The sequence below is a fragment of the Hypericibacter terrae genome, from assembly GCF_008728855.1.
In the GTDB taxonomy this organism is placed as follows: Bacteria; Pseudomonadota; Alphaproteobacteria; order Dongiales; family Dongiaceae; genus Hypericibacter; species Hypericibacter terrae.
Map to the genome: position 1 here is coordinate 5,197,098 of NZ_CP042906.1, position 21,907 is coordinate 5,219,004.

A 21,907-nucleotide genomic window follows, 5' to 3' on the forward strand; every position below is an offset into this window, starting at 1 on the left:
CTAGGATTCGAGGAGCCAGGGACCTGGCCTAGCCGAGCGCCGTCCTGACCCGCAGCGCGATCTCCAGGGCGAGCCGGGTCTCGCGGTCCTCGAGATCCACGCCGAACAGGTCGCCCAGCCGCTGCAACCGGTAGCGCAGTGTGGTGACATGAAGCCCCAGCGCGTCGGCGCAGGGCTGATAGCGGCAGCCATGGGTCAGGAACGCGTCGAGGGTCGCCAGGAAATGCGAGCGATGCTTGCGGTCGTAAGCGGCGATGGGGGCCAGCGTCTCGTCGGCGAAGCTGCGCAAGGCCGACTGGTCGGCGGTCGCGAGCAGGCGGGCGAAAGCTCCGAAATCGGCCTCGGTTACCAGCCCCCGCCGATCGAGGCGACGCGCCAGATCGAGCACGCGGGCGCCCTCCTGCCGGGCCGACTGGTAATCCTTCAACTCGCGACAGACCCGGCTCAGCGTCGCGACCGGCTTCGCGCCCAGGGTCCATTCCATCTCGCTCAGCAGGCGCTCGATCAGGCGCGAGGTCGATTTGTCGCCGGCCGGACGCTCCGGCAGGAAGACCACGAAGGCATCGCCGTCGAAACAGACTGCGGCCCCCGGATGTTGCGGGCTGGCGAGCCGCAGCAGCGCGCGCAGCGTCATCGCCCGGGCATCCCCATCCGGCGGTCCCCCTTCCCGGGTGCCGGGCGCGAGGACGAGAAGCCGCGCCGGCCCCTCGAGCGCCAGCCCGAGATGGCCGGCACGCGCCCGTGTCTCGGCCTCGTCGCGCCAATTGCCGCTGAACAGCCGGCCGAAGAATTCGCTGTTGGTCTCGGCCTGGGTGGCGAAGCGCACATGGGCTCGCATCAGCTGCACCGCCAGCGCGAAGCGCGCCTCGTTAGCGACCAGCGCCTCGAACGGCTCGATCTTCCCCGCCGCCGGAAACAGGAACAGGCCGCCGAGCACGAGACCGTCGACGATGAGCGGCTCGACCATGCCCTCGACGGTCATGTCGACGCCCAGGGTCGCGAATGAAATCGGATGGGTCTCCTGGAAATGCGTCGGCTTGACCGCGCGCAGCAGCCGGGCCAGTTCGCGGATGGCACCCTGCTTCATGCGGGCCGCCCAGTCCGTGTCGCTCACGCTTGCCGGTGCGGGCGAGCGATGGGCGATGACCTGGTTGGAGGTCAGGTCGACGATCAGCATCGGATGGGGCAGGAAATCCACGATCAGCTCGGCCAGCTTCGCGAGCGAGCGCCCCGCCAGCACGGATTCCATCGAGGCGGCGTGGACGTCGAGGGCGCGGCGCAGGTCCGCCGCCTGTCGCCGTTCCGCCGCCAGGCGATGGGCCTTCTCGACCGCGAGCGAGGCGAGCTCGGCCGCGGTCTGCAGGAAGACCAGTTCGTCCTTGTCCACGCGTCGGCTGTCGCCGGCATGGACCGACATCACCATGCCCCGGCCCCGCTCATCGAGGGCCTGCAGCGGGATCAGCACGACCGTGCGATAGCCGCGCTCGCGTGCCTCGCGGCGATAGTCGGGATAATCCGCCGACTTCTGCGCATCGGGAATGATCAGCGGCGTGCCGGCCTCGAGCACCCGCGTCGTCGGGCTGGTGACGAGCCGCCAGCGCTGGCGCGTGCGTTTCGTCTCCTTGAAATGGGGATCGTGCCGGGCGACCTGGATCGAGTAGCCGCTCTCCCGGTCGAGCGCCATGATCGCCGACGACGACCAGACCGAATTCTGGCAGACCGCGAACACGATCCGGCCGAGGACGTCGCGCAGCTCGGTGCCCGAATTCACCAGGCTCGCGATCTGTCCGAGGCTCTGCAGCCGCTTCGTCAGCGGAGAGGATATGTCGCGGGTCTTCTTCACCGCCGCTCCTGCGGGTGCGTCGTCTCCGGCTCTCCGCAGAATCGTAGCACTCCAGGGGCGACGCCGCGTCCGGATTCGAAACCGGCTTGCCGATATCGCAGGATCAAATCATGCTCCGCGGCGCGAAAAGGGGAGAGCCAGGCCGATGACGAAGAAACGCCGCATCTATTTCGAGGGCGAGGTCAGGCCCGAATGGATCGACGAGTTCGGCCATATGGGCTATCTCGACTATCAGCGGGTCGCCGATATCGCGACCATGGCCTTCTGGGACGAGGTGAATGGCGGCCGCGCGCAGAGCGAGCGCGACGGCGGCGAGTTCGCCATCATCGACGTCCATGCGCGCTATCTGCGCGAGGTCCGGCTGGGCGATCCGCTGTCGGTGGCGACGCGTCTCGTCGGCTGCGACCCGAAGCGCTTCACCCTGCTGCATGAGATCGGCAGCAAGGGCGAGCTCTGCGCCACGGTCGGGCTGTTCTGCCTCAGCTTCCATCTCGGCGACCGGCGGGTGCGACCCTTCGATTCGGCGGTCGCGGCGCGCATGGCCGCAGCCCTCGATCCGGAGGCGGCGTCCGACCCGGCGATCCCCGCCTGTCTCGTCGCCTCCCTTTCGGCGCGCCGTTAGCCGGCGGTGCCATCGCTGCTCCGAACGAGCGCGTCGACCGCGACGACGCCCTGCCCGCGCGCGAGGACCATGATGGGATTGAGCTCGATCTCCAGGATTCCGCGATCGCTGGTCAGCGCCAACCCGGCAAGCTTGAGCACCGCATCGCAGAGCCCGTCGATGTCGGCGGCAGGCGCGCCGCGATAGCCCTCGAGGATCCTCGACACGCGCAGCCTCGCGATCGCTTCCAGGAGGTCGGGCTTGGTCAGCGGCAGCAGCAGCGTCGCCACGTCGCGCGAAACCTCGACCCCGACGCCGCCGGCTCCCAGCACGAGGATGTAGCCGAAGCCCTCGTCGCGGCGGATGCCGACCATCATCTCGGCGACCGGCTTGGGCGCCATGCGCTCGACCAGGAAGCTGTCGGGAACCGGCCCCTTCAGAAATTTCTGCACCGAGCTCCTGATGGCGTCGACCGCCTCGCGGACGGCAACCGCGCTGGCGAGACCGAGACGCACGGCGCCGGCCTCGGTCTTGTGCGGCAGGGAGGCGCTGATCAGCTTCACCGCCACCGGAAAGCCGATCGCAGTGCCCGCGTCGGGCGCCTCGGCGGCGCGGCAGAGCCGTCCGGTCGGAACCGGGATGCCGGCCTCGCGGACCAGCGTCTTGCTCTCCCATTCGTCGAGCGTCCGGGGCTGTCCGACGGACGGCCGGGGTTGAGCGAGGCGATAGAGGTCGCCGCCATCGGCCGCCCGCAGCAATTTGAGGCGGGCGCCATAGGTCGCGGCGGCCGCGATCGCGAACAGCCCGTCCTGGATTCCCTGCAAAGGGGCGGCCTTCTTCGACAGCGCCAGATCGCGGATATCCTGGGTCAGGCATTCGGGGATGGTGCTGCAGACGGCCGCGGGCAGCTTCGCCTTGCTGGCGGCGGCAAAGAATCCGCGCGTGTCCGCGGTGTTGGAAATGCGATCGATGTCGGAGCCCAGCGGCGGGAAATCCTGGATGAGGACCGTGGCGTCGTAGCCGTCCTCGAGGAACGTCGAATGCGCCGCCTCGACGCGATCCTCATGGCCCCAGATCGCCGTGTTGTAGTCGAGCGGATTGCTCACCGTGGCGAAGGATCCGAGCTGCGCGGCGAGGCGTTGCCGGGTGTGCTCACTGGGCTGCGGCAGCAGCAGGCCGTAATGCTCCGCCCAATCCGCCACCATCTCGGCATCGCCGCCGGAGCAGGTGAAGGCGCCCAGCCGCCGGCCGGCGGGGATGCCGCCATGGGTAAACATCTTCAGGGTCTCGAGCAGCTGCGCCGGTGTCGCGACGCGCGTGATGCCGAGACGATGGAACAGCGCGTTATAAGCATCGTCCGATCCCGCCAACGATCCGGTATGGCTGATCGTGAGCCTGGCGCCGATCTCCGAGGCGCCGGTCTTGAAGGCGACGATCGGGATCCCCTTCGCCGCCGCCTGCAGCGCCACCCGCGCGAAGCGCGGAATGTCGCGCAGCATCTCGATATGCAGCCCCACCGCCGAGACCGCCGGATCGTCGAGCAGGAACTCGATGTAATCCTCGATGCCGAGGACGCTCTGATTGCCGGAGCTGACGATGTGCGAGAAGGCGGCCGAGCGTTCGCTGAAGGTGAGATTGATCGCGAACATGCCGCTCTGCGTGATGACGGCGGGCCCGCGCTCGACCCGATGGCCCGGCTGCCCATAGGGCCAGAGCGCCACGCCCTTCACATAATTGAGGAGGCCATAGCAATTGGGCCCGATGACGGCCATCGATCCCGCCGCCTCGATGAGGGCCTGTTCGAGCGCACCGCCTTCGGCCCCGATCTCCTTGAAGCCCGCCGCATAGCAGACCACGCCGCCGGCCCCGCGGCGCGCCAGCGTGGCGAGCGTCCGGACGGTGAGCGGCGCCGGCACCGCGAGGAATACGGCATCGGGCGCTTCCGGCAGATCCTCGACACTGGCCAGGCAAGGGAGTCCGGCGAGATCCGGCCGCTTGGGATTCACCGCCCACATCGGGCCGGAGAAGCCAATCTTCTGACATTGCCGCGCCGCCTCGGCCGCCTCGCCCCCGCCGATGAAGGCGACATGGCGCGGCGCGAAGAGGCGGCCCAGATTGCGGCGGCGTTCGGCGCTCAGGCCTGTGCCGGGGGAGGGAACCGGGGTCACGGAAGCGCCTCGCGCATTCGGTCGGCGTCAACTGATTGAATGGTATAATACAGCATATTACCGTGCAATTCAGCCTGCCCCCATATCAGCGATTCTGCCCTAATGCCGGTAAAAGCCAGCATGACCACGGCCGATCTCAACCAGATTGTATTATGGCATAGGGTATGCAGAATTAGATAATTGCTTCAACCCAAGAAGCAGGAAGCGCGGGCGGCCCAAAGCCCCACGCCGAAAACCATTCAGGGGAAACGTCAGGAGATTCAGATGTCGAGGATAAGACGGACCGGAGCATTGCTGTTCGGCGCGGCCGCGCTGCTGATCGTGTCGGCGGGCGGGCTCACCACGGCACGAGCAGAGGATAGCGTCACCTTCACGGGCTGGGGCGGCGAAGGCCAGGACGCGATGAAGAAGGCCTGGGCCGACCCCTACCAGGCCGCCACCGGCGTGAAGGTCCTGCAGGACAGCCCCACCGACTACGGCAAGTTCAAAGCCATGGTCGAGAGCGGAAATGTCTCCTGGGATGTGGTCGACGTCGAGGGTGCCTTCGCCTACAAGGCCGCGGCCGAAGGCCTGCTCGAGCCGCTCGATTTCAGCGTCATCGACAAGAAGAATATCGACCCGAACTTCGTGTTCGACCATGGCGTCGGCAGCCTGACCTGGTCCTGGGTCCTCGCCTACAACAAAAGCTCGCTGGGCGATAAGACTCCCGAGGGCTGGGCGGCGTTCTTCGACACCAAGACTTATCCGGGCGGCCGCGCGGTCACGAAATGGCTGGCGCCGGGCATGCTGGAAGCGGCCCTGCTGGCCGACGGCGTCGCGCCCGACAAGCTCTACCCGCTCGATATCGACCGCGCCTTCAAGAAATTCGATTCCATCAAGAAGGACATCGTCTGGTGGGATACGGCGGCGCAGTCGCAGCAGCAGGTCGCTTCGGGCGAGGCGTCGATGGGCATGCTCTGGAACGGGCGTGCGCATCTGCTCGAGAAATCGGGCGCGCCGGTTGCGGTGAGCTGGAAGGAGAATCTGGTCACCGCCGACTATGTCGTGATCCCGAAGGGCTCCAAGCACAAGGCCGAGGCGATGAAACTCATCGCCCAGATCGTGAGCGCGCAAGGCCAGGCGACGCATTCCTCGCTGACGGCCTACGGCCCGGTGAACACGCAGTCCATGCCGCTCATCCCGGCGGATGTGCTCCCGGCCTTGCCCTCGAACCACACGGACTCGCAGATCGTCATCGATCTCAACTACTGGAAAGAGAATCTCGATGCGATCAACAAGCGTTGGTACGATTGGCAGGCCAAGTAACTGACAGCCGCCAGGCGGCAGCCGGTCACGGGACCGGCTGCCGCCATCGGACCCGAACCTGAAAGCCGCAAGCGGATATGCAACAGGGAGCCTCGGCCGCACTGCCGACGCCGCGCGCGGGCGCCAGCCGCCGTCGCTCGCACCCCGGCGGGCGGCATGCGCTGCCCGCCTTCTTCTTCCTGTTTTTCCTCTTCGTCGTCCCCCTCTCCGTCCTGCTGCTGCGCAGCGTCACCGATCCGGTGCCCGGGCTCGACAATTACGTCACGCTGCTGACGGACGAGACCTATGCCCGCGTCCTCTTCAATACCTTCCTGGTGGCGGGCATCGTCACCCTGGTCTCGCTCCTGCTGGGCTATCCCGTCGCCTGGCTGCTGGTGATCCTGCCCAGCCGCGTCTCGCGCTGGCTCTTCGCCATCCTGCTGCTCTCGATGTGGACCAATCTCGTCGCCCGCACCTATGCCTGGCTCGTGCTGCTGCAGCGCACCGGCGTGATCAACCGGGCGCTGATGGCGATCGGGGTGACCGACCATCCGATCCCGCTGGTCAATAATCTGGTCGGCGTCACCATTGGCATGACCTATATCATGCTGCCCTTCGTGGTGTTCCCACTGCAGACGCGCCTGGCGACGCTCGATCCCGCCATCATGCAGGTGGCGGCGATCTCGGGCGCCCGACCCTCGCAGGTCTTCTTCCGTGTGCTCCTGCCCCTGTCGCTTCCGGGCATCTATGCCGGCGGCCTGATGGTCTTCGTCATGGCGCTGGGCTACTACGTCACACCGGCCATGCTCGGCGGCACCTCCAACATGATGCTGGCCGAGCTGATCGGCGTGCAGGTGCAGACGCTCCTGAACTGGGGCCTCGGCAGCGCCGCCGCCTTCATCTTGCTGTCGGTGACCCTGCTGCTCTATGCGCTCTATGTGCGCTCGGTCGGCTTCGGCCAGTTGAAATAGGGCGCCGCCATGCTGCTTTCCCTCAACCGCATGGGCCCCGGGAGATTCGGCCTCTACGCGATCGGTCTCCTGGTCATGACCTTCCTGCTGCTGCCGATCCTCTTCATCGCGGCGCTCTCCTTCGGCGCCTCGCGCTGGCTCGCCTTCCCGCCGCCCGGCTGGACCCTGCAATGGTATCAGGAGCTCTTCGCCGACCCGCGCTGGATCGACGCCATCCTGCTCAGCATCCGGGTCGGGCTTGCCGTCATGGTGGCGTCGATCGCGCTGGGGCTGCCCGCCTCCTTCGCGCTGGTCCGTGGCCGCTTCTGGGGCCGCGAGCTGCTGCGCGCCTTCTTCATCGGGCCGATGATCGTGCCGCTGATCATCCTCGCGATCGCGCTCTACGGACTGTTCCTCCGCATCGGCCTCAGCGGGACCTTCGTCGGTTTCGTCGCCGGCCATCTGGTGATCGCGCTGCCCTTCTCGATCATCTGCATCAGCAACGCGCTCGAGAGCTTCGACGAATCGATCGAGAAGGCGGCCGTGATCTGCGGCGCCTCGCCGGCCCAGGCGATCTGGCGCATCACGCTGCCCTCGATCCGCATGGGGATCTTCGCGGGCGGGCTGTTCTCCTTCCTCGCCTCCTGGGACGAGGTGGTGGTCGGCATCTTCATGGCGAGCCCGGAGATGCAGACCCTGCCGGTGCGGATGTGGAACACGCTCCGCAACGACCTCTCGCCGGTCATCGCCGCCGTCTCGACGCTCCTGATCGGCCTCACCCTGGTGATCCTTGCGGCCGTGATGATCCTGCAGAAGAAGCGCGGGCGATGATCGAATCGGGCGTTTTGGCTTGGCGAGGCACATCTCAGATCATAATATGGATACCATATTACGGTCGATCCCGGGCGGGTGTCGTCAGGCCCGGCTTTGGCCGTTTTCCAGAAGGAGATGACCGCCTTGTCCAACCGCGTTCGCAAGCTGGTCCGCTATAGCGAGGACATATTGATCGAGGGCGGCAAGGAGGCCGCGAAGCCGGCGCGCATGGTGGCGGTGGCGGCCGTGCTGCAAAACCCCTGGGCCGGCCGCGGCTTCGTCGAGAATCTGCGCCCCGAGATCCTGGCGATCGCGCCGGGCTTGGCCCAGATGCTGGTGCGCGAGCTGCTCGAGGCCTGCGGCGGGGCCGACGCTGTCGAGGCCTATGGCAAGGCGGCCGTGGTGGGGAGCAGCGGCGAGGTCGAGCATGCCTCGGCACTGATCCACACCCTGCGCTTCGGCAACATCTTCCGCGAGGCCGTCGGCGGCAAATCCTATCTGAGCTTCACCAACAAGCGCGGCGGCCCCGGCTGCGCCATCGCCATTCCGATGATGCACAAGCTCGATGAAGGCCTGCGCTCGCATTATCTGACGGTGGAATTCACCATCGGCGACGCGCCTGGCCCCGACGAGATCGTGGTGGCGCTGGGTGCGGCCACCGGCGGGCGTGCCCATGCGCGCATCGGCAACCGCTATATCGACATGAAAGAAATGGCGGAAGAGGGCAAGGGCGCATGACGCTGCGCGAGGGCAGCCTGCGCGGCACCCGATTTCGCATTACCGGTGAAGGCCCGCCGATCATCCTGATTCATGGCGTGGGCGCCGATCTGGAGATGTGGACGCCGCTGGCGACCCATCTCGCGCGCCATCGCCGCGTCATTGCCTATGACATGCAGGGCCATGGCGAGAGCGAGAAGCCGGCGGGACCCTATGCGCTGGCGGATTTCGTGCGCCAGCTCCGGCGGCTGGCCGAGGATCTGGCGCTCTCCGCCTTCGATCTCCTGGGCTTTTCGATGGGCGGGCTGGTGGCCCAGGGCTTCGCCCTCGAACATCCCGAGCTCGTGAACCATCTGATCCTGGTCAACACGGTCTATGATCGCAATGCCGAGGAGCGCCGCGCGGTCATGGCGCGCGTCACCGATGCGAAGTCGGGGGAATATGCCTCGGGCGTGGAAGCCGCGATCGAACGCTGGTTCACCCCCGCCTTCGTCCTCGCCCGGCCGCAGCTGATCGAGCCGGTCCGCCGGCGCATGATGACCAACGACCAGCCCGCCTATATCGCCGCCTATACCGTCTTCGCCACGGCCGACGCGGAACTCGCGCCGCAGGTCGACCAGATCCAGGCGCCGACCCTGGTGATCACCGGCATGGAGGATCGGCGCTCGACCGCGGACATGGCAGCCCGCCTGGCCGCGCGGCTGCCCCGCGCCCGGTTGCAGTTGCTGCCGGGCCAGCGCCATATGACGCCGATCGAGGCGCCGGACCGCATGGCCGATATCGTCGACGAGTTCCTGGACGCCCCGGCGCCGGGCGCCCGATAACAGGGATCGCGAGACCATGACCGAGATCGTCAAATATTCGATGTTCATCGACGGCAAGTGGGTCGAGGCGAAGGACGGCCGCCGGCTCACCAGCATCAACCCGGCCACGGGCGAGGTCTGGGCCTCGTTCCCGGAAGCGGGCGCCAGCGATGTCGACGACGCGGTCAGGGCCGCGCACCGCGCCATGACGGAAGGCCCCTGGGCCCGCATGACCGCGACCGAGCGCGGCAAGAAGCTGCGCCGGCTTGCGGATCTGCTGGCCGCACAGGCCGATGCGTTGGCCAAACTCGAGACGACCGACACCGGCAAGCTCATCCGCGAGACACGCAGCCAGACGCGCTATACCGCCGAATATCTGAATTATTTCGCCGGCGCCGCCGACAAGCTCGAAGGCACCACGCTTCCGATCGACAAACCCGATCTCTTTGTCATGACGCTGCGCGAGCCGATTGGCGTCGTGGCCGCCATCGTTCCCTGGAACTCGCAACTCATGTTGACCGCGGTCAAGCTGGGGCCGGCGCTCGCGACCGGCAATGCGATCGTGATCAAGGCCTCGGAGCATGGGCCGGTGCCGCTGCTGGAGCTCGCGCGCCTCTGCGCCGAGGCCGAGATTCCGCCGGGCGTGGTCAATGTCATCACCGGGCTGGGCGACCCTTGCGGCCAGGCGCTGACGCGCCATCCGCTGGTGGCCCGAATCGCCTTCACCGGCGGCCCTTCGACCGCGCGCCACATCGTCCGCAACAGTGCCGAGAATTTCGGCGTGGTCTCGCTGGAGCTGGGTGGTAAATCCCCGATCCTGGTGTTCGAGGACGCGGATCTCGACAGCGCCGTCAACAGCATCCTCGCCGGCAATTTCGGCGCCACGGGGCAGAGCTGCGTCGCCGGCAGCCGCGTCTATATCCAGTCGGAGGTCTTCGACGAGGTCATCGGCCGCGTGGCGGACCGCGCCAAACGCATCCGCGTCGGCAATCCGCTGGACGAGACCAGCGAGATGGGACCGCTGGCGACCGAGGGCCAGCGCATCAACATCGAACGGGTGGTGGCGGCCTCGGTCAAGGAAGGCGCCACCCTGGTGACGGGGGGCGCGCGTCCGGCGAGCCAGCCGCGCGGCTGGTTCTACGAGCCGACCATCCTCACCTGCCCCGACCCGGACGTGCCCTCGGCGCGCCAGGAGCTGTTCGGCCCGGTTTTGAGCGCCTTCCGCTTCAAGGACGAGGCCGCAGCGGTCGCGGCGGCCAACGACACCGAATTCGGCCTCGCGGCCGGCATCTTCACCCGCAACAGCGGCCGCTCCTTGCGCGTCATGCGCCAGCTTCGCGCCGGCATCGTCTGGATCAACACCTATCGCGCCAGCTCGCCGCTGGCGCCCTTCGGCGGCTACAAATCGAGCGGCTCGGGCCGCGAGGCGGGCCAGGATTCGCTGCTCGACTACACGCGGACCAAGACCGTGTGGATCGACACGGCGACCAAGCCGATGGGCGATCCCTTCATTATGCGATGAGCGGCCGCGGGACAGCATGATGACGGCGTCGGCCCCGGGAATCGTCAGCCTCCGCAACCTGGTCAAGCAGTTCGGCACGACCACGGCCGTGGACGGCATTTCGCTCGAGGTCGGCGAGGGCGAATTCCTGACCTTCCTGGGATCCTCGGGCTCCGGCAAGACCACGACGCTCTTCATCGTCGCCGGCTTCGAGGACGCGACCAGCGGCGACGTGCTGATCGACGGCCAGTCGGTCCTCGGCGTGCCGCCGCACAAGCGCAATATCGGCATGGTGTTCCAGCGCTACACGCTGTTTCCCCATCTGAATGTCCATGAGAATGTCGCCTTCCCCCTGTCGGTGCGCCATCGGCCGAAGGCCGAGATCCAGAAGGCGGTCGGCGACGTGCTGCGCCTGGTCCGCCTCGAAAGCTATGCGGAGCGCAAACCCAGCCAGCTCTCGGGCGGACAGCAGCAGCGCGTGGCGTTGGCCCGCGCGCTGGTCTATCGCCCGCGCTTCCTGCTGATGGACGAGCCGCTGGCCGCGCTCGACAAGCGGCTGCGCGAGGAAATCCAGGGTGAAATCCGCCGCATCCATCAGGAAACCGGCGTGACCGTTCTCTATGTCACGCACGACCAGGAAGAGGCCTTGCGCCTCAGCGATCGCATCGCGGTCTTCAGCCATGGCCGCATCGAACAGGTCGGCACCGGCCTCGATCTCTATCACGCGCCCAGCACCGCCTTCGTCGCCGGCTTCATCGGCAACTCGAACTTCATCGCCGGCACCGTCGAGGGCAAGGACGGCGCCGGCACCGCGGTGCGCCTGCCCGATGGCGGCCGCTGGGTGGTGCGCAAGCCGCAGCCCGCCGGCGCCGGCGCTTCGGTCTCGCTCATGATCCGCCCCGAACGAGTGCGGCTCTGCGCCAGCGCCCCCGCGGCCGGTTCCGACTGCGCCATCAAGGTCCGCATCCGCGAGATCACCTTCCTCGGCGAGAGCCTGGATTACAGCGTGGTCACCGGCTGGGGCCAGACGCTGGCGATCCGCGAATCCTTCGGCGGCGCGCCGGTCGTCCCCTTCGAGGTCGGCGCGGAGGCCTATGCCGCCTGGCGCCCCGACGACCTTCACCTCTTCGCGTCCCAGAGTCCGCAAGCACCAGCGATCACCCCAGAGAGGGAGCGCCCGTCATCATGACCCCCGACACCCGGTCGATGTTCGATCCGAAGTCCTATTCCAAGGTGATGCGCCCGCCCTTGCAGGCCGAGCCGCTCCCGGGCTGGTGCTACACCAGCGAGGAATTCTATCGGCGCGAGATCGAGCAGGTCTTCAGCCGCAACTGGATCTGCCTCGGCCGCGAGGACGCCCTGCCGCGGGTCGGCGACTATCGCGCCTTCGAGTTCTGCGGCAAGAAGCTGATCCTGGTGCGGTCGGCGGAGAACCGGATCAGCCTGCTCGACAATGTCTGCCGCCACCGGGGCACGCTGCTGCTGACGGGGAGCGGCAACACCAACGTCATCCTCTGCCCGTTCCATCACTGGGGCTACGGCCTGGACGGCGTGCTGCGCGGCGCGCCCGCGATGGAGCAGACCGAGGGCTTCCACAAGAGCGACTACGGCCTGCGGGCCTACGAGGTCACGCTCTGGAACGGATTCATCTTCGCGCGCCTGGTTCCCGGCGGGCCCAGCCTCGAGGAGGCGATGGGCGACATGGACGGGCTGGTCGCCACCTACAAGATGGGCGACATGACCTGCGCGCGGCAGAAGGTCTTCACCGTCGCCTGCAACTGGAAGCTCTTCATCGAGGTCTTCATGGAGGACTACCACCTCAAGGCGGTGCATAAGAGCTCGATCGCCGGCACCTATACGGCGCCGGAGCCGCTGGAGCGCCTCAATGGCGATTTCGCCACCATCTTCAATCCGCATCAGGGCACCAGCGCGCTGCTCACGGGCGAGCAGCATCTGGCCCTGCCGCCGATCGCGGGGCTGACCGGCAAGGCCGCCGCCGGCACACGCTATCTCTTCTTCTACCCGAGCTTCGCCTATGCCTGCACGGTCGATTGCATGTGGTTCTTCGAGATCTATCCCGAAGGCCCGTCGCGGACGCGCGTGGCGATGAACATGTGCTTCCCGCGGTCGACCGTGGCGCGCCAGGATTTCGCCGAGAAGTTCGCCGCCTATGAGCAGCGCTGGGACGTCTCCATGAAGGAGGACCTCGTCGTGCTCGAGCTGCAGCAGCAGGGGCTGGAGACGGACCAATATTCGCCCGGCCGCCTCTCCCATCTCGAACCCGTCGTCGGCATGTTCGCCAACTGGCTGATCCGACACGCGGTGGAGATGCCCCGGGATGCGAGGTCGTAACGGGATCGCCCTCTAATGTGATCTCTTCGCTCTGATTCTTAGCTTCGAGCGCGACTCATGATCGATATCGTCATTCTGTCCTGAAGCAACCCCTCCCCCTACCCCTCCCGCAAGGGGAGGGGGCTTGGAGTTTTTTGTAATCCCCTTCCCTTGTCGGGATGTGAATCTTTGTTTTCTAGCCCCCTCCCCTTGCGGGAGGGGGTAGGGGGAGGGGTTCTGCGCGATCTCGCCCACATCTGCGCGCAACTTGACACCTGCGCGAGCCCGAAGGGATAACGGGCTCTGGCTTGGCCGTCCCACCAAGCCCCCACAGCGCGAAGTGTCTCCATGCCCGACAGTCCCGGCATTCTCGTCGCCAAGGGCGAAGCGCCGCGCGAGTTGCTGCCGCGCTATGCCAACCGCCATGGCCTGATCACGGGTGCGACAGGCACCGGCAAGACCGTGACCCTGCAGGTGATCGCCGAGGGACTGGCCGCGCGCGGCGTGCCGGTCTTCATGGCCGACGTGAAGGGCGATCTCGCCGGCCTGAGCCAGGCCGGCGCCATGAACCCGAAGCTCCAGGAGCGCCTGGCCAAGCTCGGCATCGCCGATCATGCCTTCCGCGCCTTTCCGGTGATCTTCTGGGATCTCTTCGGCGAGCAAGGCCATCCGGTGCGCGCCACCGTGTCCGACCTGGGGCCGCTGCTGCTGGGTCGCCTGCTCGATCTGAACGAGGTTCAGACCGGCGTGCTCAATCTCGTCTTCAAGGTCGCCGACGATCAGGGCCTGCTGCTGCTCGATCTGAAGGACCTGCAGGCGATGCTGACCTTCGTCGCCGGCAACGCCAAGGAGCTGACCACGGCCTACGGCAATGTCAGCGCCGCGACGGTCGGAACCATCCAGCGCGGCCTGCTGCAGCTCGAGAGCCAGGCTGGCGACAAGTTCTTCGGCGAGCCGGCGCTGGAGCTGGCCGACCTGATGCTGACCGACCCCAGCGGCAGCGGCGCCATCAACATCCTCGCCGCCGACAAGCTGATGCAGACGCCGCGCCTCTACGCGACCTTCCTGCTGTGGCTGTTGTCGGAGCTGTTCGAGAACCTGCCCGAGGTCGGCGATCCCGAGATCCCGAAGCTGGTGTTCTTCTTCGACGAGGCGCATCTCCTCTTCAGCGACGCGCCCAAGGCGCTCCTGGAGAAGATCGAGCAGGTGGTGCGGCTGGTGCGCTCCAAGGGCGTCGGTGTCTTCTTCGTGACGCAGAATCCGCTCGACGTGCCCGACACGGTGCTGGGCCAGCTCGGCAACCGGGTGCAGCATGCCTTGCGCGCCTTCACGCCGCGCGACCAGAAGGCGGTCAAGGCCGCGGCGCAGACCTTCCGGCAGAATCCGAAACTCGACACCGCGACCGTCATCATGGAGCTCGGCGTCGGCGAGGCGCTGATCTCCTTCCTCGAGGCCGGCGGCATTCCCGCCATGGTCGACCGCGCCTTCGTCCTGCCGCCCGCCTCGCGCCTCGGCGCCATCACGCCCGAGGAACGCCAGGCGATCATCGCGGCCAGCCCGGTCAAGGGCCATTACGAGCAGGCGGTTGACCGCGCCTCCGCGTTCGAGGCCTTGCGTGACCGCAACGTGTCCGCGGCCGCGCCCAGCGGCAGCTGGCGCCGGCCGGGCGACGTCAAAACACAAACTCCGAGTTCGGGACCGTGGGGCCAAGCGCCAACATCGACGCCACCCCCCGCGCCGCCGCCGCAGCGGCAGGAGAAGAGCACGGTCGAGAAGATCATTCTCGGCGACGGGCGCCGCCAGGGCCTGGCCGAGGCGATGGCCAAATCCGCCGCGCGCCAGATCGGCAGTTCGCTCGGCCGTCAGATCCTGCGCGGTGTGCTGGGCTCGATCCTGAAGGGCTAGGCTGCGCCGTCATCGGTCGCGCGAGGGCCGGCTTCCGCACGGACGCCGGCCCTTTTCTTTGCCCGGATATCATTGGCTGACCGACCAACGTCGCAACGTGTCAGAGGCAAAGTTGCGTGAGCCGTAGCAGGGCGCGGGTTGAGTAGTTTCCGATGCTACTGTCGCGGCGGCTTCGCTCGTACTGGTTGCGCATGGTTTCATGATAGGGCGCATGACTTCGTTGGATCGCAGCCAACAGCTATTGCCGATGCCTGTAAGTCGTTTCAGCATCCGCCACCTCCGCGCACGGATTGCGGTCCCGAACCGCCCTGCCCCGATCCCTGCCTCCTAGTCGGCCCAGCGCGAGAAGCGTTCTGCCACCACGCGGGTCTATCCGACGGCGCTGGCACCAGCGACGCCGCCGAGCGACCGCCACGGCTTGAGAACAATCACCCCATGATCGACAGAACCCCACCTGCGCCGAACGGAAAGGCCGATGACCTGCCCACCAAGGCGCTGACGGGAGTCCCCGGATTCGACGCCCTTACCGACGGCGGCTTGCCGCAAGGCCGCGCGACGTTGCTCGCAGGCAATGCCGGCTCCGGCAAGACCGTGTTCGCCCTGCAGACCCTGGTCAATGCCGCGCGCGACCGTGGCGAGCCCGGCATCTTCGTCGCGTTCGAGGAAGACTCGAAACGAATCCTGGCCAATGCCCAGACCTTCGGATGGGATCTGCCGTCATTGCAACGGAAGAAGCTCTTCTTTCTCGACGCGCAACCGGATTACGACACCGTCCTTTCGGGTCAGCTCGATCTCGGGGGAATGCTCGCCGCCCTCGGCGCCAAGGTCGACGAGATGGGCGCGCGGTGGATCGCCTTCGACGCCATCGACGTCGTGTTCGCGCTGATGGGCGACAGCGCACATGTGCGCCGGGAGATCTACCGCCTCAACGATTGGCTCATCGGGCGCGGCCTGACGGCACTCATCAGCGCCAAAGCCAATGCCGGCGGAGACACGGGGACCCCCCGAATTCTCGATTTCATGCAGTTCATGGTCGATTGCCTGATCATTCTCGGCCACGATCTCGTGGAAGGGACCTCGCAGCGCAACCTGCGAATCGTCAAGTTTCGCGGTTCCGCGTTCGAGGAGAACGCCATTCCCTTCCTGATCGGCCCGAGCGGAATCGAGACCGCCTACGCCACCAGAGTCGCGCGCCCCGCGCTTCCGGCGACCCACGAGCGGGTTTCCAGCGGCATCGAACGGCTCGACGTCATGCTCGGCGGCGGCTTCTTCCGCGGCGGCAGCATCCTCATGACCGGGGGGCCAGGTACCGCCAAAACGACCTTATGTGGCGCGTTCTCCGAGGCCGCCTGCCAGCGCGGCGAGAAGACGCTGTTCGTCAGTTTCGATTCCCGCATCGATGAAATGATTCGCGATCTCGGTTCGGTCGGGATCGGCCTGGACGCTTGGGTCAAGTCCGGGATGTTGCACATGATCTCGGCCCGGGCCATCAGCGGCAGTGCCGAAACCCATCTCATGCGGATCAGGAACGCCGCGCGGAAGCATGGCGCGCGCTGCGTGGTGATCGACCCCCTGTCCGCCCTGTCCAAGTTCGGCAATCGCGCCAGTTCGCTCGGCGTTGCGGAACGCCTGATCGACTGGGCCAAGAACGACGGCGTCACCTTGATGTGCACCAGCCTGCCCGACGAGACGATTCCCAACAACGATGCGACCCCGCTGCAAATTTCGACCATCGCCGACACCTGGATCAATTTGACGTACTTCGCGCGCGGCGGCGAGCGAAACCGGGCTCTATCCATCTTGAAATCACGGGGCACTGATCACTCCAACCAGGTGCGCGAAATGATTCTGAGTGGCGCCGGCGTGGCGTTGGCCGACGTCTATACGGCCGATGGCGAGGTGCTCATGGGTACAATGCGCTGGAGCAAGGAGCGCGACGAGCGGTTGTCGAGCGAGCGGGACGCGGCGGACAATCGGCTTCGGCGCCTCGGCCTGGAGGCGGAAGCCGCCGAGCTCGAAGCGCGCCTGGTGATGCTGAAGCGGGAAATCGTCCTGATCGGGGAGGAGCGAAAGACTCTCGTCAAAGAGGAGCACGAGCGGATCGACGATCTGGTCAGCAACGAGGTCGAGATGCGGAATCTTCGGGCGGCCAACAGTCCGGAAACGTCGAGCGAAGAATCGCCGGCCGATGATTGACGCCCTCTCCACGGGAAAGTTCAGGCTCTATATCGCAGGCGACGCCCCGAATTCGCGGCGCGCCGTCGCCAACCTGACCGCGTTCTGCAACCGATATCTGCCGAACCGCCATCATATCGAGATTGTCGACGTTTTCGAGCATCCGAAACGGGCGCTCGAGGAGGGAATCCTGCTGACGCCCCTGCTCGTCATTGCTTCGGCGTCGCCGGCGAAGAGAATCGTCGGCGATCTGACCGATTCCTCCGTCCTGTTGGGCGCGCTCGGTATCGCCGCCGGTGCGTCGTGACCCACATGGCAGCACCGTCCGACGGGGATGAGACGGAGCTGGGCAGGCTCATCCAGACGCTGCATGAGGCGCAGCAGCGCATCCAGGTTCTGACCGGCGGGGCCGTCGATGCGGTGTCCGATCTCGCGTCGGGCTCGACTTATCTGCTGCCGGTTTCGCAGGCCCATCTGCGTCAAAGCGAAACCGAGCAGCGCCACTTCGCAGTGGAGCGGGCTGCGATCCTCAACGCCCTGCCAGCTCATATCGCCCTGCTGGATCGCGACGGCAACATCGTCGCGGTCAACGAAGCCTGGCGGCGCTTCGCGCTCGTCAACCTATGTTCCCGAGACGATCTCGGCGTCGGCTGGAACTATCTCGAGGTCTGCGACCGGGCCCGTGGCGACTGGTCGACGGAAGCATCCGCCATGGCTCGCGGCATTCGTGCGGTGCTCGCGGGGAAAGTCGCAGATTTTGCCGTCGAGTATCCCTGTCCTTCGCCGACGGCGCCGCGCTGGTTTCGCGCGACGGTGACGCCGCTCGACCGCGGTGGCACCGGCGGCGCGGTAGTGATGCATATGAACGTCACCGAACTCAAGCTGGCCAGCGAAGCGGTGCGGGCAAGCTCGGAACGGTTTCGCGGGGCCTTCCGCGATGCGGTCACCGGCATGACCATTGTAGACACCGCCGGCCGGTTCCTGGAGTCGAACGACGCCTTCTGTCGCATGATGGGCTACAGCGAAGACGAACTGAAGACGAGGGACGTTTCGAGCGTGACCCACCCCGACGATTGGCCCGAGAGCAAGCGGCTCATCGCTTCGCTTCTTGCCGGAGAGCGCCGCGGCTACAACCTCGAGAAACGGCAACTGACCAAGAGCGGCGCGATCGTCTGGTGCCGCGTCAGCGTTTCCGCCAATCGGGATGCGGCCGACCGACCGACCGAGCTCATTGCCATTGTCGAAGACATTTCGGAACGCAAACTGGCGCAGCTCGCGCGCGACGAAACGGAAACCCGCTTCCGCCAACTGGCCGATACCATCGAGGATGTCTTCTGGCTGACGGACGCCAACCAGAACTATCTTTACCTCAGCCCCGCGTTCGAACGAATCTGGGGGCGCCCGGTTCAGGACTTCTACCGGAACCCCGATCTTTGGTCCGCATCCATCGTCGACGAGGATCGCTCCAACGTCATTGCGGCGTGGAAGGGCTCGAAATACGGCAAGTTCGACATGGAATACCGCATCCAGCGCCCCGACGGCACCGTGCGTTGGGTCGCGGACCGCGGATTCCCCGTTCTCGACGACGCCGGCCAGGTGCTGCGCGTCGCCGGCACGGCTCGCGACGTCACGGAACGCAAGCACGCTCGGCAATCCTTGATCGAAAGCGAGGAGCGGTTCCGGCTTCTGTCGAAAGCCAGCACCGATGCGATCTGGGATTGGGATCTGGCCACCAATTCGCTCTGGTGGAACGAAGGCCTCGAGGCGCAGTTCGGATATCGGCGCAGCGAATTCGGACCGACAATCGAGGCCTGGAGGAGTCGCGTTCACCCGGACGACTACGCCAAGATGGGGCCCGATATCGATCCCAATGCCAAATACCAGAACGACAAATGGTCCAGCGAATACCGCTTCCGCCGAAAGGACGGCAGCTACGCCTATGTTCTCGACCGTTCCTACGTCATTCGCGATTCAGCCGGCAAGCCCGTGCGGATCATCGGTGGCATAACCGACATCACGGACCGCAAGCAGGCCGAGGAACGGCTCGCCGAGCAGGCCGCGCTGCTGGACGTCTCGCAGGACGCCATCATCGTTCAGGGCCTGGACAATCGCCTCTTGTTCTGGAACCGGAGTGCGGAGCGCATCTATGGCTGGACCGCGGCCGAGACGCTGGGCCGGTCGGCCGAGGAACTGCTGTACAGCAGTCCGGCGGACTTCCACGAGGCCGTTGCGACGGCGACGAAGCGAGGCCATTCCTCGGCGCAGTTCGAGCATCATCGCAAGGACGGCACCAAGCTGACGGTGGAGGGCAGCATGACGGTGGTGCGCGGTTCCGATGGCTCGCCACGCTCGATCCTCGCTGTGAACACCGACATCACCGAGCGCCTCGGCATGGAGGAGCAGCTGCGGCAATCGCAGCGGCTCGAAGCGGTCGGCCAACTCACCGGCGGGATCGCGCATGACTTCAACAATCTCCTGACGGTGATCCTGGGCAACACGGAGCTCCTGGTCGAGCAGTTGGGTGAGGACGACAAGCGCCGTGGCCTCGCCGACAACACCATGGCCGCGGCACAACGCGGCGCGAAACTCACGCAGCGCCTACTGTCCTTTTCCCGGCGCCAGGCGCTGGATCCGAAGACCGTCAACGTCAACCAGCTCTTGGCCGGCATGGAGAGTCTGTTGCGACGGACTCTGAGCAGCAACATATCGATCGAGCTGGTTCTCGGCAAAGATCTCGGGAATGCGATGGTCGATCCCTCACAACTCGACAACGCGGTCTTGAATCTTTGCCTCAATGCGCGCGACGCGATGAAGGATGGCGGCAAACTGACCATCGAAACGGCGGATATCGATCTCGACGGCGACGACGCCGACGTGGCACCGGGTCGATATTTCATGATCGCGGTGACCGACACCGGCACCGGTATCGCACCTGAAATCCTCACCCGGGTCTTCGACCCCTTCTTCACCACCAAGGAAGTCGGCAAGGGAACAGGTCTCGGCTTGAGCATGGTCTATGGCTTCGTCACGCAATCGGAGGGACAGGTAAAGATCTGCTCGGAGCCTGGTCGCGGAACGACCGTGACGCTCTATTTGCCGGGCGCCGTCGGCGCGATCGCCGCCACAAAGGAACCATCCGAGAGCCACCCGGCGCAAGGCGGCTCCGAGACGATACTGATGGTCGAGGATGACAAGCTGGTGCGGTCTCACGTCGAGAACCAGCTCCGCGCGCTTGGCTACCGGGTCATCACGGCGATCGACGGGTCGAGCGCTTTGATCGCCTTCCGTGCCGGTCCCAAGGTCGACCTGCTCTTCACCGATGTGATCATGCCGGGTGGGATGAGCGGCAAGCAGCTGGCGGACGCCCTGCGCCAGATCAAACCTGACCTGAAGGTGCTTTTCACCTCGGGTTACGCCGAGAAAGCCATTGTTCATCAGGGGCGTCTCGACCCCGGCGTGCGCCTCCTCAGCAAGCCTTATCGCCGCGCCGAGCTCGCGCGGATGGTCCGCCAGGCCCTCTCGTCAGAACCGCGTCTTGTGCCATGAACGCGAAGGTCTCACCACCGCGGCGATTGTTGATCTTCGACGACGATCCCGCCATCGGCCAGACCTTCGCCGCGATCGCGGAGACCGTGAACTTCGCATCCCATTCGGCGACACACTCCGAGGATTTCTTTCGGATTCTCAAGGAGTGGAATCCAACCCATATTGCACTGGATCTTGTCATGCCGGGTGTCGACGGCATCGAGGCGCTGGGTTTGCTGGGCGACCTGAAATGCCGGGCCGAAATCATCATCACGAGCGGCATGGGGAGCCGGGTTCTCGACGCGGCCCGGCGCGCGGCCGCCGAACATGGGCTGTCCGTCGCAGGCGTCATAGCGAAACCCTTCCCCGCCGCGGAGCTTCGTGCGCTGCTGACGAAGACGCCTGTCGTGGTGCCAGCGGTCGGCCCCGCTCGCATACCCGTGCCGCAAGACGATCTCGGCGAATTCACCGAAGAAGAGCTGGCAGGAGCGCTCGATCGGCGCGAGTTGCGCGTCTTCTACCAACCTATCATAGAGTGCGCCGCCGGCGCGCTCGCTGGGTTCGAGGCGCTGGCTCGTTGGACTCGGGCCAATGGCCAGGCTGTCTCGCCCGATGTCTTCATCCCATTCGCCGAGAGTACGGGATTGATCGACCGCCTGAGCGATCAGGTCGTGAGCCAGGCGATGGCCTGGCTCACGGGCGCGTTTCCCGATACCGCGCTGCTCCTGTCCCTCAATCTCTCGGCCCGGTCCCTGAGCGACGAGACGCTGGCCGACCGCATCGCCCAGGCCTGCCGGCAGCATGCGATCGCTCCCGCCCGTATCATCCTGGAGATCACCGAGACCAGCGCGATGAGCCACTCGATCACGACGCTGGACCTTGTGACGCGTTTTCGGATCAAGGGATTCCAGCTCTCGATCGACGATTTCGGCGTCGGCTACTCCTCGCTGGTCCAACTGGCGCGATTGCCATTCTCCGAGTTGAAGATCGACAAGACGTTCGTGATCTCCGCACAGAAGTCGAAAGAATCCCGCAGCATCGTCAAAGCGATCGTCAGCCTGGCCCACAGCCTCGAGCTGCGCGTGACCGCCGAAGGCGTAGAGGACGAATGGACGCTCGGATTCCTCAAGGAGCTGCACTGCGATTTCGCCCAGGGCTTCCACATCAGCCGCCCCATGGAGGGCGGTGCAGCGGAGAAGTGGGTCCGGGAACGGATTTTGCCTGACCGGTACGGATCCGGCATCGACAGAGCGGACCCGATCCTCAAAACATAGACTGCGCGGCGCCAGCG

Annotated in this window: 16 protein-coding genes; 14 read left to right on the top strand and 2 right to left on the bottom strand. The window is 66.1% G+C overall.

Translation table 11 applies throughout. From position 1 onward, the window contains the following. Window positions 1–28 precede the first annotated feature (28 nt). Window positions 29–1,843 carry a helix-turn-helix domain-containing protein gene (locus tag FRZ44_RS23790; RefSeq protein WP_191908276.1) on the bottom strand — a complete coding sequence of 605 codons (1,815 nt, stop codon included), beginning with the start codon at window positions 1,841–1,843 and terminating at the stop codon, window positions 29–31. Between the two features lie 145 nt (window positions 1,844–1,988). Here FRZ44_RS23790 and FRZ44_RS27170 point away from each other — a divergent pair, with 145 nt between their 5' ends. After that, window positions 1,989–2,465, top strand: coding sequence for an acyl-CoA thioesterase (locus tag FRZ44_RS27170; RefSeq protein ID WP_191908277.1), 477 nt, complete (start codon window positions 1,989–1,991; stop codon window positions 2,463–2,465). Here the strand turns inward: FRZ44_RS27170 and FRZ44_RS23800 are convergent. Further along, window positions 2,462–4,612: an acetate--CoA ligase family protein gene (locus FRZ44_RS23800; RefSeq protein WP_151179519.1), complete on the bottom strand. Its 2,151-nt coding sequence runs from the start codon at window positions 4,610–4,612 to the stop codon at window positions 2,462–2,464. The two genes, FRZ44_RS27170 and FRZ44_RS23800, sit on opposite strands and share 4 nt — an antisense overlap. 264 nt (window positions 4,613–4,876) lie before the next feature. On the opposite strand from FRZ44_RS23800, the gene FRZ44_RS23805 reads away from it, so the two are divergent. The 13 genes from FRZ44_RS23805 (at window position 4,877) to FRZ44_RS23865 (ending at window position 21,890) form a co-directional block, all read left to right on the top strand. Then, window positions 4,877–5,917 carry an ABC transporter substrate-binding protein gene (locus FRZ44_RS23805; protein WP_151179520.1) on the top strand — a complete coding sequence of 347 codons (1,041 nt, stop codon included), beginning with the start codon at window positions 4,877–4,879 and terminating at the stop codon, window positions 5,915–5,917. A gap of 77 nt (window positions 5,918–5,994) precedes the next feature. Beyond that, window positions 5,995–6,867, top strand: a complete 873-nt coding sequence (locus FRZ44_RS23810; RefSeq protein WP_151179521.1) for an ABC transporter permease — start codon at window positions 5,995–5,997, stop codon at window positions 6,865–6,867. Window positions 6,868–6,876: 9 nt separating this feature from the next. Beyond that, window positions 6,877–7,677 (top strand): ABC transporter permease, encoded by an 801-nt coding sequence (locus FRZ44_RS23815; protein ID WP_151179522.1) that lies wholly within the window; start codon window positions 6,877–6,879, stop codon window positions 7,675–7,677. Window positions 7,678–7,803: 126 nt separating this feature from the next. After that, window positions 7,804–8,397, top strand: coding sequence for an amino acid synthesis family protein (locus FRZ44_RS23820; protein WP_151179523.1), 594 nt, complete (start codon window positions 7,804–7,806; stop codon window positions 8,395–8,397). Next, complete coding sequence (locus FRZ44_RS23825; RefSeq protein ID WP_151179524.1) at window positions 8,394–9,200, top strand: alpha/beta fold hydrolase; 807 nt, start codon at window positions 8,394–8,396, stop codon at window positions 9,198–9,200. The genes FRZ44_RS23820 and FRZ44_RS23825 overlap by 4 nt, the downstream gene beginning before the upstream one ends. A gap of 16 nt (window positions 9,201–9,216) precedes the next feature. After that, entirely contained in the window at window positions 9,217–10,701 is a 1,485-nt protein-coding gene (locus tag FRZ44_RS23830) for an aldehyde dehydrogenase (protein WP_151179525.1), read from the top strand. 19 nt (window positions 10,702–10,720) lie between these two features. Further along, a complete protein-coding gene (locus tag FRZ44_RS23835; RefSeq protein ID WP_151179526.1) occupies window positions 10,721–11,869 on the top strand; it encodes an ABC transporter ATP-binding protein in 1,149 nt (382 codons plus the stop codon). Then, entirely contained in the window at window positions 11,866–13,032 is a 1,167-nt protein-coding gene (locus FRZ44_RS23840; protein ID WP_151179527.1) for an aromatic ring-hydroxylating oxygenase subunit alpha, read from the top strand. Before FRZ44_RS23835 ends, FRZ44_RS23840 begins: the two co-directional genes overlap by 4 nt. Before the next feature lie 327 nt (window positions 13,033–13,359). Further along, on the top strand, window positions 13,360–14,916 hold the full coding sequence (locus FRZ44_RS23845; protein WP_151179528.1) for a helicase HerA-like domain-containing protein: 1,557 nt from the start codon (window positions 13,360–13,362) through the stop codon (window positions 14,914–14,916). Between the two features lie 435 nt (window positions 14,917–15,351). Beyond that, a complete protein-coding gene (kaiC, locus tag FRZ44_RS23850) occupies window positions 15,352–17,112 on the top strand; it encodes a circadian clock protein KaiC (protein ID WP_151179529.1) in 1,761 nt (586 codons plus the stop codon). Beyond that, window positions 17,105–17,398 (top strand): circadian clock KaiB family protein, encoded by a 294-nt coding sequence (locus FRZ44_RS23855; RefSeq protein WP_151179530.1) that lies wholly within the window; start codon window positions 17,105–17,107, stop codon window positions 17,396–17,398. The genes kaiC and FRZ44_RS23855 overlap by 8 nt, the downstream gene beginning before the upstream one ends. A 5-nt stretch (window positions 17,399–17,403) precedes the next feature. Continuing rightward, a complete protein-coding gene (locus FRZ44_RS23860) occupies window positions 17,404–20,637 on the top strand; it encodes a PAS domain-containing hybrid sensor histidine kinase/response regulator (RefSeq protein WP_151179531.1) in 3,234 nt (1,077 codons plus the stop codon). Continuing rightward, window positions 20,634–21,890, top strand: a complete 1,257-nt coding sequence (locus FRZ44_RS23865; protein WP_151179532.1) for an EAL domain-containing response regulator — start codon at window positions 20,634–20,636, stop codon at window positions 21,888–21,890. Before FRZ44_RS23860 ends, FRZ44_RS23865 begins: the two co-directional genes overlap by 4 nt. Window positions 21,891–21,907: the final 17 nt, after the last annotated feature.